The sequence below is a fragment of the Variovorax endophyticus genome, assembly GCF_025376855.1.
Lineage (GTDB): Bacteria > Pseudomonadota > Gammaproteobacteria > Burkholderiales > Burkholderiaceae_C > Variovorax.
The window spans coordinates 1-13235 of record NZ_JAHUTH010000022.1; the positions used below are offsets into that span (position 1 = coordinate 1).

Sequence of the window (13235 nt, forward strand, 5' to 3'; positions counted from 1 at the left end):
TCTGCTCGGCGGTGTCCTCGGCGGCAGCGACGGTGGCCTGCTGGGTGGCGTCCTTGGCAACGACGGCCTGCTCGGCGGCGTTCTCGGTGGCGACGGCGGTCTGCTCGGCGGTGTCCTCGGCGGCAGCGACGGTGGCCTGCTGGGTGGCGTGCTGGGCAACGACGGCCTGCTGGGCGGCGTGCTCGGTGGCGACGGTGGCCTGCTCGGCGGTGTCCTTGGCGGCAGCGATGGTGGCCTGCTGGGTGGCGTGCTGGGCAACGACGGTCTCGTCGGCGGCCTCCTGGGCAACGACGGCCTGGTCGGCAGCCTGCTCGGCTCGCTCGGCGGCGACGGCCCCGTGGCCAACATCCTGCAGCCGGTGACCGATGTCGCCAGCGGCCTGAGCACCACGCTCGCCCCGGTGGTCGACACGCTGACCGGCGCAGGCTCCGGTGCCCTGGCTCCGGTGACCGACATCCTGGCGGGCGCCTCGGGTGCCGCGGCCCCGGTGGTCGAGCCGGTGGCCAACGTGCTGGACAGCGTGGACCATGCCCTGGGTACCAACCTGGCCCAGACCGTGACCCCGATCACCAGCCAGGTCGAGCACACGGTGGGCAACGTGGTGACCCCGGTCACCAACATCCTGCACGGCCTGCTGGGCTGATCCGGTCACGCGAACAGTGGACGGAAAAAAGAGAAGAACGAGCAGCAGAAGAAAGGACGGACCGGCGACGGTCCGTCCTCTGAAAGGAACGGTATGAAGACGAGTTTCCGGATACTGGCCATCGCAGCGCTCGGCGCCAGCCTGGTGGCCTGTGGCACCGCGCCCAAGCCGGGTCGCGACGACGCGACCTACTACTACTCCAACAAGGGCGCGAGCGCGGTCGCCAAGGTCGAGCCGCCGCCCCCGCCGCCGGTGCAGAACGGCCCGGCTGGCGTGTCGAAGATCGTCTACTTCGACTTCGACAAATACGACATCAAGCCCGAATATCGCGGCATCGTCGAGGCGCACGCCAGCTTCCTGCGCAACCGCCCGACGAGCCGTGTCGTGCTCGAAGGCCACACCGACTCGCGCGGTGGCCGCGAATACAACCTCGCGCTGGGCCAGCGCCGTGCCGAAGCCGTCCAGCGCGCCCTGACGCAGCTGGGCGTGCCCGCCGAACGGCTCGAAGCCATCAGCTGGGGCATGGAAAAACCCGCGTCGCTTGCCAACACCGAGGAGGGCTACCAGCTCAATCGCCGCGCCGAATTCAGCTACCGCTGAACCAGGGAACTGCGATGCCTTCGATGGCAGCTCCCGGTCTTCCGAGTCATCGCGGCAACGCATGACAAAGACGACCGGTTGCCCGTTTTCGACCGGGGCCGAATGATGTCCTTTTCCGATCAGCTCCACGCCTGCCACGAGCGACTCGTCTCGGTGTGCGCGGCGCTGCCGGCGCCCTACCCGGCCTTCACGCTGTTCTTCTCGGTGAGCGACGGCACGCAGCGGGCGCACGTGGTGCACACCCGCGCGGCCGTGCTCGAGACCGCCTGGCGCGAAGGCGCCGAACAGGTCGAACGCTGGGTGCGCGAGCACGGCATCGCCACGCCCTGGTTGCGCATCGACTGGGTCGAGGGCGCGAGCCCGATCGACTGGACCCAGTTCAAGGGACAGCTCGCGTCGGTCAAGCGCAACTACTTCCGCCTCGGCCTGGCCTTCGACAAGGACTTCGAGCTCGCCTTCACCGAGCAGGAGCTCAACGCGAACGCGATGCTCAGCGGCGACTCGACCATCGCGCACGCGGTGGTGAACCCGCGCAACTTCGAGCTCTATGCCGACGAGCGCTTCGGCCGCCGGCTCTCGCTCGACCTGCCGGGCGACCAGCCGGTGTTCCTGCTGGCGACCGTGGGCCTGTTCTGCCAGCCCGACGGCGTGGTGCACAAGCTCGTGGGCACGGGGCTCGATGCCGGGCGGCGCCAGCTGCCCGCGCTCAATCCGCAGTCCACGCTCGACCTGGTGCGCAGCGGCGCCTCGTACCTGGCGCGCCAGGTGCAGGCCGACGGCCTGTTCGTCTACGGCTACTTCCCCTGCTTCGACCGGCGCATCCCGACCTACGACGCGATGCGCCATGCGAGCGCGCTCTACGCCATGATCGAGGCGTGGGAGATCACGCGCGACGAGACGCTGCGCGCGGCCATCGAGCGCGCGCTCGATCGCCTGGTGCACCACCTGATCCGCGGCTACAAGCTCGCCGACGGCCGCGACATCTCGTTCCTGGTCGACACCGGCGGCGAGATCCGCCTCGGCGGCAACGCGGCCTGCGTGCTGGCGCTCGTGAAGTACTGCGAGGCCATGGACACGCGGCGCTGGCTGCCGCTGCTCGACAAGCTCGCGCTGGGCATCTCCTCGCTGCAGGACCCGGCGACCGGCCGCTTCAACCACGTCATCCATGCGAACGACCTGACGCTCAAGCAGGCCTCGCGGATCATCTACTACGACGGCCAGGCCTCGTACGGCCTGCTGCGCCTCTATGGCCTCACGCGCGATCCCCAGTGGCTCGCGGTGGTGGAGAAGGCCTTCGACCATTTCATCGCCAGCCAGCACTGGCAGGCGCACGACCACTGGTTGAGCTGCTGCGTCAACGAGCTCGCGCGCTGGAGCCCGCAGGAGCGCTACTTCCGCTTCGGGCTGCAGAACGTCGCGGGCTACCTCGACTTCGTGCTCGACCGCAAGACCACCTTCCCGACGCTGCTCGAGCTGATGCTCGCCGCGCAGCAGATGCTGCAGCGGCTCGAGGGCATGCCCGCGATGCGGCACCTGCTCGACGAGCTCGACGTCGAGAAGTTCTACCGCGCGCTCGACTACCGCGCGCACTACCTGCTCAACGGCTACTTCTGGCCCGAGATGGCGATGTACTTCCGCCGTCCCTCGACCATCGTCGGCTCGTTCTTCATCCGCCACCACGCCTTCCGCGTGCGCATCGACGATGTCGAGCAGTACGTCTCGGGCTTCGTGGCCTTCCACCGCTACCTGGTGGAGCGCCGCACGCTGCACGGCACCGGTGCCGGCGCGGTGGCCGGCGGCGGCATCTCGGTCGGCCAGGGCGGACCGCGCGACGATGGCGGCACCTGGACCGCGAGCGAGATGGCGCGCGTGACCGGCGGCGAGTGGGTGGTGAAGCCCGAGGACGGCTGGCGCGCCAGCGGCGTCGCGCAGCGCTCCTTCCTGCGCAAGGGCCGCGTGGTGTTCGAGAACCAGACCCGCAATGCCAAGGCCCCGCTCGCGGCCGTCGCGCTCAAGGGCGTGCTGCAGCCCGCGGCCGCCGTGCTGTGCGTCGATCCCAAGCCGCACCTCGACAAGCGCGTGCCCGTGCTCAAGGTGGCCGACCTGCCGCAGGCCGTGCTGCAGCTCGGCACCCATGCGCGCGCCGAGTTCGACGGCGGCGTCTGCGCGGTGGTGGGGCAGGGCGTCACGGGCTCGACCGTGGCGGCCATGATGGCCAGTGCGCTCACCGTGTGGGGCGAGGTCGGCCAGCCCGAGGGCAGCATCAGCCTGCCGTCCGGCATCGCCTGGAACCTTACCTGCCTGCCGCGCCACGCCGCCTACTGGGTGCTCGACATGAGCCAGTCGCAGCTGCCCGCGTCGACGCAGCTGGTGCGCCCGACGCTCGCGGTGATCGCCGGTCCCTCGGCCGCGGCGCAGAAGCACCGCGGCCCGGCCGAGGCCGCCGCGCGGCAGGACGCGCGCATCTTCCTCGGCATGACCGCCGGCGACAGCGTGGTGCTGAACCGCGACATGCTCGAGTACCCGGTCTTCGCCGAGGTCGCGGCCGAACGCCAGCTGCAGGTGGTGAGCTACGGCGAGCATCGCGCGGCCGACGTGCGGCTGGTCTCCTTCGACCATGGCGAGGTGAAGGCGGTGGTGGCCGGCGAGCCGCTGCAGCTGCGGCTGAACGCGCCGGGCCGCCACATGGGCATGAGCGCCGTCGCCGGCCTGGCCGCGCTGACCGCGCTGCGCCTGCCGCTGGCCGCGGCGGTCGAACCCTTCGCGCAGTTCGAGCCGCCGGGCGGCCGCGGCGCGCTGCACACCATCCACATCGGCGGCGGCAGCTTCAAGCTGATCGACGAGACCTACGACGCCAATCCGAGCTCGATGCGCGCCGCGCTCGAGCTGCTGGCGCAGGCCCCGTGCGAGCCCGCGCGCCGCGTGGCGATCCTCGGCGACATGCAGGAGCTGGGCCCCGCGGCCCAGCGCCATCACCTCGACCTCGAACCCGAGCTGCTGGCCACGCAGGCCGACCGCGTGCTGCTGTGCGGACCGCTGATGCGGGCCCTGCATGCGCGCATCAGCTCGAAGGTGCGTTCGCACTGGTTCGTCGACGTCTCCGATTTGTCGACCGCGCTGGGCAGCCTGCTGCAGCCGGGCGACTGGGTGCTCGCGAAAAGCTCCGCGGGCGTGGGTCTGTCCCGGCTGGCCCGGGTTCTGAAAGCACTGCCATGACCAGACTGGATGCACTCCTTCATCTGCCCGCGCAGCAGGAAGCCGCCCCGGCACGCCGGTGGTGGACGGGCTGGGCCCAGCTGCTGTGCGCGTGGGTCGTCTGCATGCTGCTGTGCGTCAACGTCGCGATCCTGCTGGATCGGGGTTTCTTCGGAGACGACGAACCCGCGCAGGCACGCAGGACGGTGGCTTGCGCCGGCATCGTGCTGCCTACCGAAACCGTCTCGCACCGAGCGGCGACAGGGACTGACCGACCCCTGACCAAAGCCTCGAATTGCACTGCTTTCTAGAGTGAAATATTGCCTTGTAACAGTCGGGTAACAGTTGATAATGAAGCCGTTGCGTCATCGCCTGACGGGATCGGCTTTCGCCCATGATCAAGTTTCTCCTGCCCACTCAACTGGTCGCCGAACGGCCCGTGGAGCCCGGTGCCAGTCCCTACGCGGGCGCCCTCCACGCCGCGTTCCGTGATGCCTACCCGCTGATCAAGAGCGCGGCCTGGCGCTCCATTCCGATCAGCCTGTTCGGGCTGCTGCCCTCGATCTTCCTGCTGCAGGTCTACGACCGCGTGCTCTCGCGCAGCGGCGTCTCGACGCTGGCGGCGCTGGTCAGCGGCATCCTGTTCTTCCTGTGCATCGAGTTCTGGCTGCGCACGCGCCGCTCGCGCCTGCTGCGCAACGCGGGCGCGATCATCGACCACGGCGTCTCGGGCGCCTTGATGGGCTCCATGCTCGGTCGTCCGCTGCGCGCGCTCGAGGCGCGGCCGGCCTCGGTGTGGCACCTGTACTTCCGCGACGTCGGCTCGGTGCGCGGCACCGTCACCGGCGGCCTCGCGCAATCGATCTTCGACCTGCCGATGGCGGTGTTCGGGCTGGTGGTGATCGGCATCGTCGCGCTGCCGGTGCTGCCGGTGGTGGTGGCCTTCCTCGCCATCCTCTCGTTCCTCGCCTGGTGGTGGGCCGACGAAGTACGCGCCGGCCGCGTCGAGGAAGTGCAGCGCGGCCGCGGCCTCGACCGCATGACGGCCGAGATCTGCCATGCGCGCGAGACGCTCAAGTCGCAGGCCAACGACGGTCCCATCATCGAGATGTGGCAGAAGACCTACAACGACTGGCTCACCGAGAGCTTCACCAAGAACGGCCAGATCGAGACCGCGCGCGACGGCACCACGGTGCTGCTGACGGTGTTCTCGGTGATCGTGGTCACGGTGGGCGCGATCTCGGTGATGGAGCAGTGGATGACGGTCGGCGGCCTCGTGGCCTCCAACATGCTCGCGCTGCGCGCGCTGCAGCCGATCGCCGGCCTGGTGTCGAACTGGCGTTCGCTGGCCACCGCCAAGGAAGCCGCCAAGCGCCTGGAGACCGTGCTCGGCGAGCCGGTGGAGAAGCCGCCGGTGGGCATGGCGCTGCCGCAGCCGCTGGGCCGCATCACGCTCAAGGACGTGAGCTTCAGCTTCACCGAGAACGCGCAGAAGGCGGTCATCGAGAACCTCGATCTCGACATCGGCCCCGGCGGCCTGCACGTCATCGTCGGGCGCAACGGCGCCGGCAAGTCCACGCTGGTCAAGCTGCTGTCGGGCCTGTACACGCCCACGCACGGCGTCGTCAGCATCGGCGAGTACGACCTCTCGCAGTTCGGCCGCGAGGAGCTGTCGCGCTGGATCAGCTACCTCTCGCAGGAGGTCTACTGGTTCGGCGGTTCGCTGATCGACGTCATGCGCCGCACCGCGCCGGGCCAGAGCGACGAGCAGATCGTCGCGGCCTGCAAGCTCTCGGGCGCGCACGAGTTCATCTCGCGGCTGCCCGACGGCTACCGCTCGATGGTGGGCGAGGGCGGCACCGGCCTGTCGGTGGGCGAGCGCCGCAAGCTCGCGCTGGCCATGAGCTTCCTGCGCAAGCCCTCGGTGCTGGTGCTCGACGAGCCCAGCAACGACCTCGACTTCCAGAGCGAGCGCGCGCTGCTGGCCACGCTGCTGGCGGTGGCCAAGGTGCGCACCGTGGTGGTGGTCACGCATTCGCTGCGCATCGTCTCGGCCGCCAGCCATGTCTACCACGTGACCGGCGAGGGCACGGTGGAGCAGGGCACGGCCGCGGCGATGGTGCCCAAGCTGTTCGGCGTGAAGAAGGCGCTGGTGGCGCTGCCCGAAGGCGGCGAGGACGGCGAGTCCTCCGCGCGCTCGATCGCCTGAGCTTCGACTTTGTTTATGGATTGGACCGATCGACCGATGACCGAGTGCGACGACCGAGTGACCGCAAGGGAGGCGAGATCTTGAAAGCCGATCTGCCGCAGGTCCTGCAGACCGAAGAACAGAGGCGCGCCGCCCAGGTCACGCCCCAGGGCCGCCGGCGCCAATGGCTGCTCGGCGGCCTGATCGGCGTCTTCGCGTTGGTCGGCCTGGGCTTCCCGATGGAGACCGTCGTGGTCGCGCCCGGGCGCGTGATCCCCTCCGACCGCGTGAAGTCGATCCAGCATCTGGAAGGCGGCATCGTCAGCGCCGTGCTCGTGAAGGAAGGCGACCACGTCAAGCAGGGCCAGTCGCTGGTCGAGATCGACCTCGGCGGCAGCGGCCTCAACCTCGAGGAACTGACCGCGCGCTATGCCGCCACCCAGGCCACGCGCGTGCGCCTGCTGGCCGAGAGCCGCGGCCAGCCGCTCAAGCGCGACAGCTTCGCCAAGGACATCGACGAGGGCGTGTACGCCGGCGAGACCGGCGCCTACGACGCGCGCGCGCTCGAGCAGCGCGGCGTGATGGCCGGGGCCATCTCCGGCCTCGAGGCCGCGCGCAGCCGGCAGCTCGAGCAGCAGGCCAAGGTCAAGGGCCTGAGCGACCGGCTCGACCTGATGCAGAAGGAACTCGAGGTGTCCGAGCAGCTGCTGAAGGAAAAGCTGGTCGGCCAGGTCGAGGTGCTCGAGAAGCGCCGCCAGGCCGAGGCCGCGCGCAGCGAACTCGCGGTGGCGCGTCAGGGCGTGATCTCGGCCAACGCCGCCATCACCGAGGCGCAGGCCAAGATGGCCGAAGCCGAAGGGCGCTTCCGGCGCCGCGCGTCCGACGAACTCGCCACCGTCGAGCGCCAGTTCGCGAGCCTGAGCGAGGACCTCGCGCGCGCACGCACGCAGCGCTCGCGCACCGAGGTCAAGGCGCCCTCGGACGGCATCGTCAAGGGCCTGCGCAGCGGCAGTCCCGGCTGGGTCGTGAAGCCCGGCGAGGCCATCCTCGAGGTGGTGCCCGACAAGGACGAGATCATGGTCGAGGCGCGGCTCAACCCGAACGACCGCGGCTTCGTCGAGATCGGCCAGGCGGCCACCGTCAAGATCACCGCCTACGACTACCTGCGCTATGGCGCCGTCGAGGGCAAGGTCACGCTGGTGGCGGCCGACGCGGACCGCGACCCCGCGATCTCGAACGGCGCGCCGTACTACCGGCTCCTGATCAGCACCGACAAGTCCTTCGTCGGCCACAAGGAAAACCGCATCACCGTCGGCATGGAGTCCGAGGTCGACCTCAAGGTCGGCACCGACCCCTTCATCTGGTACATCCTGCGTCCCGTGCTCAAGCTTCGGCGCGAAGCCTTCCGCGAACCATGAAGCGCCGCATGACCAACGGCCGGCGCCCCGCGGGCACCGGCGTGCTGTGCGCGGCGCTCGCCGCCAGCTTCGCGCTGCCGCCCGCCGCGATGGCGCAGGAGCAGCAGGATCCGCCGCCCTCGCTGGTGCTCGCGCGGCGCCTGTCGCAGCCCTCGATCGGCACCGCCGGCTACGTGCAGCGCGTGAAGCAGGCGCTGGTCGCGCTGTCGCAGGAATACCCCGAGGTGCAGACCGCGCAGGCCGCCGCCAACACCAGCGGCTTCCAGATCGACCAGGCGAAGAAGGCGCGCTATCCGCGCTTCAAGGTCGGCACCTCATCGGGCAACTACAACAGCGGCGCCGCCAACGCGCAGACCCAGAGCTACAACGTGATCACCGCCGAGGCGCGCATGAGCCTGCTCGACGGCGGCGCGATCAGCGCCTCGATCCGCGCCGCCGAGGCCGGCAACGAGGCCGACGGCCAGGCTGTCACCACCACCTCGCAGAAGGTGGTGCTCGATGCCCTGACCGCCTACCTGCAGGTGCAGCGCTTCGACCTCAAGAAGGAGATCGCGCACCGCTCCACCGAGATCGTGGCCGAGCTCTCGAAGGCCGAGGCGCGCCGCGTCGCGCTCGGCGCCACCGGCGAGAACGACCTCAACATGGCCAGCGCGCGCCGCGCCAGCGTGGCCGCGCGCGAGGCCGACTTCGAGGCCCAGCGCGACGAGGCCATCGCCAAGTTCCGCAGCTACTTCAAGTTCACGCCCATCACGCGCAACCTGCCGGTGCTGGCCGCGCCGCCGCAGTGGCGCATCGACACGCAGGCCGAGGCGCTGCGCCGCGCCGAGGAGCGCAGCACCGAGATCGCCGAGGCGCAGGGCCGCATCAACAAGGCCAAGGCGCTGGTCGAGCAGCAGGAGGCCAGCATCTGGCCCACCGTCGAGGCCGTGATCGTGAAGAGCAAGGACCCGCGCGGCGTGTCGCCGCAGGATCCCACGCGCACCGCGCTCGAGCTGAGCTGGAACTTCGGCAGCGGCTTCGACCGCCAGCTGCGCGTGCGCACCGCCATGGCCGAGGTCGAGAACCAGGAGGCCAAGCTCGAGGGCGTGAAGCTCAACCTGTTCGAGCTCACCAGCGCCTCGTGGTCGCGCACCGTGTCGGGCCGCGAGCGCGAGCGCCAGCTGATGGAGGCCGTGAGCACCTCGGGCCAGGCCTTCCGTGGCCGCCGCCGCCTGCTGGAGTTCGGCCGCGACACCCTGCCGCAGGTGCTCGATGCCCAGCTCGAGTACTACAACCTGCTGTTCGATTACGTCGATGCCGTGTTCGACCTGCGCGTCAACGAGCTGCGCCTGGCGCGCACCACCGGCGAACTGCGCATCGACCCCGAGGGCGGCAACGAATGGGTCGACCGCGTCTTCGGCGCGCCGAGCCGTACCGTGCTGACCGAGGACGGCCTGTTGAGCGGCCCGTGCCTCGCGAGCAATTCGACCTGCGCGAGCGAGGCGCGCGTGGATCGCTCGGAGAACGCGCAGACCGTGACCCTGCGGCGCGCCGAGCGCCTGCCGGCCGGCAACTGACGAACAGAGAAGAAGGGGTGCGCGGCGCGCCGGGCGCGCCGCGGCTCAGGCGTCTTCCGGAATGCCCGGTTCGCCGTCGAGGATCTGGTACTTGCGCATCTTCTCCCACAGCACCTTGCGGCTGATGCCCAGGTGCTGCGCCGTGTCCTGGCGTTTCCAGTCGTTGATCTCGAGCGCCGCGATGATGCGGTTGCGCTCGCTGCCGTTCCAGCCCTTGCGCTGATCGCCGCCGGCGGCATCGAAGGCGCTGCTCGTGCCCACCGCGTTCGCGCCCAGGCCCATGCCGCCGCCCGCGCCGGTGGAGGGCGTGCCGCGGGTCAGTGCGATCGCGCGCTGGATCAGGTGCTGGTCCCAGCTGTGCAGCTGCCGCGCGATCACGCCCACGCGTTCCGCGAGGTTGCGCAGCTGGCGCACGTTGCCGGGGAAGTAGGTCTCGGCCACCGCGTCGCTGAGCCAGTGCGGCGTTTCGCCGAGCGCCTCGAGCTGGTCGCCCAGCACGTTGGCCAGCAGTGCCTTGAAGATCGCGATCTTGTCGATCTCGCCGCGCTCCTCGAGGCTGGGCACATACAGCTCGATCACCGCGAGGCGGTAGAACAGGTCGGCGCGGAATTCGCCGCTGGCCACCATCTCGCGCAGGTTGCGGTTGGTCGCCGCCACCAGCCGGAAGTCGACCCGGATCGGCGAGGTCGCGCCGAGCCGCGTGACCGCGCCGTCCTCGAGCACGCGCAGCAGCTTCACCTGCTGGTACTTCGGCAGGTCGCCGATCTCGTCGAGGAACAGCGTGCCGCCCGTGGCCTGCTCGAAGTAGCCGCGGTGCGCATGCACCGCGCCCGTGAACGAGCCCTTGGCGTGGCCGAAGAACAGCGACTCGAACAGCCCGTCGGGAATCGCGCCGCAGTTCACCGCCACGAACGCGCCCTTGCTGTAGTTCTGGTGCCCCAGGTGCAGCTGCTGCGCGATGCGTTCCTTGCCCACGCCGGTCTCACCGCGCACCAGCACGCTGTGGTCGCAATCGGCGAAGGCATTGACCTCGGCCAGCAGCGACTTCATCGCTTCGGAGTGCGCCACCAGCTCGTCGAGCGGCTGCGGCGCCACGTCGCGCGCGCGCAGTTGCCGCACCAGCTTCGCGACCATCGTGCGCAGTTCGGCGCAGGTGAAGTCGTAGGGCAGCACGTGCAGGTACTCGGGCGGATAGGTGCGCGAGTCGCGCTCGCGCGAAGCGGCCGCGACCCAGATCACCGGCATGCCCTGCAGCAGTTCGGTGGCCTGCGGCAACCCGCCGCCATCGATGACCGTGACGCTGATGATCGCCACCGACGGCCGCATCGCCGCCGTGCGGTCCTGCGAGGGCGGCGGCATGCCGTCGGCCCGGATCACCTCGACATCGAAGCTCGCCATGCAGCGGGCGATGCGGTCGAGGATGTCGGCCTTTCCTTCCCAGACAAAGAGGTCGAGTTCGTCGAAATTGGGGGAGGCGCTCATCTGTGGTTTGAAAGGCTCTTACGCATCTGCAGACGTCAGTAGACCAGCCGGGAGTTCTGGCAGCTCACGGACTGGAGATGCACATCGGTGCGGCCCAGTTCCAGCCCTAGGGTGTCGCCCAACAAGTTGGAAAGGAGTCCGCCGATGGAGTTCAGCAGCGGCTGGAGCAACTGGATGAGGGGGCCAAGAACGGCCGAAAGAAGAGGGGTACCGCCGCTGTTGGGGTTGAGGCCGAGCAGGCCAGAAACGAGATCGACCAAGCCCTTCAGAAGACCCGTGATCAAGCCGTCCTGGTTGCGTGTCTGAAGTGACTGAATCAATGCATTGCGAGCACAGGTGCTGCTGAGGCTTCCGCCACATCCTCCCAAGAGCGAGGGCGTGTTGACTTTGTCTTCCCACTCCTGAGGCATGTTTGTCGATAGCAGGCCTAGCAAAGCAGGACGACTCCAGGTCATATTGTCTTGCTCCATCAACGAACGGAGTCTGGAAACACTCCCACCCGCCTTGCCGAGGTAGTAGTCCGCCAACTTGGCCGCGATATCGGGCGTCGCAGCGCGCGCGGCGGGGTCGACGTTGTCGGTTCCACTTCCGAAGAGCAGCTTCAGCAACTTGTCGACGAGATCCTGCACCGTATCACCGAGGGGAAGCTGATTTCTATCCGTTGTCTTGGTGCTTCCCACGGGGAGAGTGACGGAGTCGACCGAATTCAATGCCGGTACGGAAACGCTTCCCTTCAAGAGATCGATGCCTAGTAGCTTCACGAAGGTCATCGATCCCAGGTTCGATGTCGAGCAGACGTCGGCCTTCGACCAAAGTATCGAGGATGGAATTTGGCCCATGCACGCGCGAAGAACTGGCGCCTCCACCTTGATGGTCGCTTCGTAGGGCGTAACGTCGCAGTTGATGGCCGTCAGCGTGCCGAAGGCATTCACGACATCGATCGAGATAGGAAGGTTGATCTGCGTTCCCAAGGCGCCAAGCAGTGCGCCAAGGAGTTCGCCGGGCTTTGTCTGGATCTGGATGAAGGCGCGAACCTGCGAGTTATAAGCGACGGTTTCCACACCGCCGATGCCGATGGATGGCGGTTCGATCACGCGTGCCTCGACCGAAACGGCAAGACCCAGGATGTTGAGGCCGGTTCCGAGTTGCGCAGCGTGGTCCTTGGTGCCGACGCCGAGCGAAGTCTTGATCAGGTCGAACGCGTCGAGCTGAACGTTGAGCGCCGAACTGCCGGTGGGGGCGTTGATGGCAGCGAACAGGCCTCCCGCCGTGGCATTGCTGCCCAATTGAACCTGCAGGCTGTCGAGGTTGAGGCCTGCGTTCACCAACGAGCCGATGAGTTGCGCATTCACGCCGAGCAAACTGTCCTGACCGGCCAGTTGCACGACCGCGTTGAGCAGGTCGCCCAGCTTGACCTTGCTGGCGGCAAGCAACGTGTTGAGGTCCGCGACACTGATGTCCGCCGCCACGGGAATGCCGAGCTTTTCCAGCAGCCCGCCGGGGGTAATCTTCACGCCCGCTAGGCCGGTATAGCAAGCGACGCAAGTACCGCTGGGATCGACGCCCACGAACTTCAGTATCGAGATGAGCGGTGCAGCGGGATTGATGTCCACGAGCTTGGAGCCGACGCTGAAGACGGCCAGCGGCGTGTCCTTGACGGCGTAGGCTTCGACCTTGAGCGTCCGGACGCTGTTGCCGCCGATGTTGGGGAACAGGAGTGCCGTGCTGCCGGTGATTTCCACGTGGAGCGCGTTGATCGCGCCGGCACTGGCCGCGCTGCTGAAGTACTGGGGTCCCGGCAGCGTGGCCGGATTCCAGGTGCCGCAGGTCGCCTTGAACTGGAATTGGCTGGGGGTCAGAAACGAGAGGTTTTTCGTCGCATTGGCGGATGCGACGTCGCTCGCCGTTGCGCAGTTGGTGGGCTTGAGGATCTGCGTGCCGGCCAATGCCGAGAGGTCTGCGGCTTTCTGCAGCTCGCGCTTCATGTAGAAGAGGTAGCCGAGCTCGGTGCCGATCAGGACCACGAGCACGAGCAGCATGGCGACCACCGCATTGACGATCACGCTACCGCGGACGCACTGGCGTGCCGGTACGGAGCCTCCGCGGCGTGGGCGGCGAGGCATCGTGATGGGGTGCGCGTTCAAGTGAAGCTC

At 68.5% G+C, this 13235-nt stretch carries 8 protein-coding genes and 1 pseudogene; 7 read left to right on the top strand and 2 right to left on the bottom strand.

From position 1 onward, the window contains the following. From KV106_RS25650 to KV106_RS25680, 7 genes and pseudogenes are all read left to right on the top strand, one after another. Positions 1-643, top strand: a pseudogene (locus tag KV106_RS25650) (hypothetical protein); the annotation flags it as partial. Positions 644-736: 93 nt separating this feature from the next. Further along, the gene (gene pal, locus KV106_RS25655; protein ID WP_057594320.1) at positions 737-1243 is read left to right on the top strand and encodes a peptidoglycan-associated lipoprotein Pal; all 507 of its coding nucleotides are present in this window, start codon (positions 737-739) and stop codon (positions 1241-1243) included. A 102-nt stretch (positions 1244-1345) separates the two neighbouring features. Next, positions 1346-4459, top strand: a complete 3114-nt coding sequence (locus tag KV106_RS25660; protein WP_409976560.1) for a glutamate ligase domain-containing protein — start codon at positions 1346-1348, stop codon at positions 4457-4459. Beyond that, entirely contained in the window at positions 4456-4749 is a 294-nt protein-coding gene (locus KV106_RS25665) for a hypothetical protein (protein ID WP_057594322.1), read from the top strand. The genes KV106_RS25660 and KV106_RS25665 overlap by 4 nt, the downstream gene beginning before the upstream one ends. An 83-nt stretch (positions 4750-4832) precedes the next feature. Next, entirely contained in the window at positions 4833-6647 is a 1815-nt protein-coding gene (locus KV106_RS25670; protein ID WP_057594323.1) for a peptidase domain-containing ABC transporter, read from the top strand. An 80-nt stretch (positions 6648-6727) separates the two neighbouring features. Then, entirely contained in the window at positions 6728-8044 is a 1317-nt protein-coding gene (locus KV106_RS25675) for an HlyD family type I secretion periplasmic adaptor subunit (RefSeq protein WP_057594324.1), read from the top strand. Then, positions 8041-9600, top strand: coding sequence for a TolC family protein (locus tag KV106_RS25680; protein WP_261213331.1), 1560 nt, complete (start codon positions 8041-8043; stop codon positions 9598-9600). Before KV106_RS25675 ends, KV106_RS25680 begins: the two co-directional genes overlap by 4 nt. Before the next feature lie 45 nt (positions 9601-9645). On the opposite strand, the gene KV106_RS25685 is transcribed toward KV106_RS25680, so the two are convergent. Together KV106_RS25685 and KV106_RS25690 are read right to left on the bottom strand one after the other, a co-directional pair. Further along, positions 9646-11082 (bottom strand): sigma 54-interacting transcriptional regulator, encoded by a 1437-nt coding sequence (locus KV106_RS25685; protein ID WP_261213334.1) that lies wholly within the window; start codon positions 11080-11082, stop codon positions 9646-9648. A gap of 35 nt (positions 11083-11117) precedes the next feature. Beyond that, positions 11118-13226: a TadG family pilus assembly protein gene (locus KV106_RS25690; RefSeq protein WP_261213336.1), complete on the bottom strand. Its 2109-nt coding sequence runs from the start codon at positions 13224-13226 to the stop codon at positions 11118-11120. Positions 13227-13235 lie beyond the last annotated feature (9 nt).

Excerpts from the sequence above, each read along its gene's own strand:
- pal (WP_057594320.1), top strand. The coding sequence starts at position 737 with ATGAAGACGAGTTTCCGGATACTGGCCATCGCAGCGCTCGGCGCCAGC.
- KV106_RS25660 (WP_409976560.1), top strand. The coding sequence starts at position 1,346 with ATGATGTCCTTTTCCGATCAGCTCCACGCCTGCCACGAGCGACTCGTC.
- KV106_RS25670 (WP_057594323.1), top strand. The coding sequence starts at position 4,833 with ATGATCAAGTTTCTCCTGCCCACTCAACTGGTCGCCGAACGGCCCGTG.
- KV106_RS25680 (WP_261213331.1), top strand. The coding sequence starts at position 8,041 with ATGAAGCGCCGCATGACCAACGGCCGGCGCCCCGCGGGCACCGGCGTG.
- KV106_RS25685 (WP_261213334.1), bottom strand. The coding sequence starts at position 11,082 with ATGAGCGCCTCCCCCAATTTCGACGAACTCGACCTCTTTGTCTGGGAA.
- KV106_RS25665 (WP_057594322.1), top strand. The coding sequence starts at position 4,456 with ATGACCAGACTGGATGCACTCCTTCATCTGCCCGCGCAGCAGGAAGCC.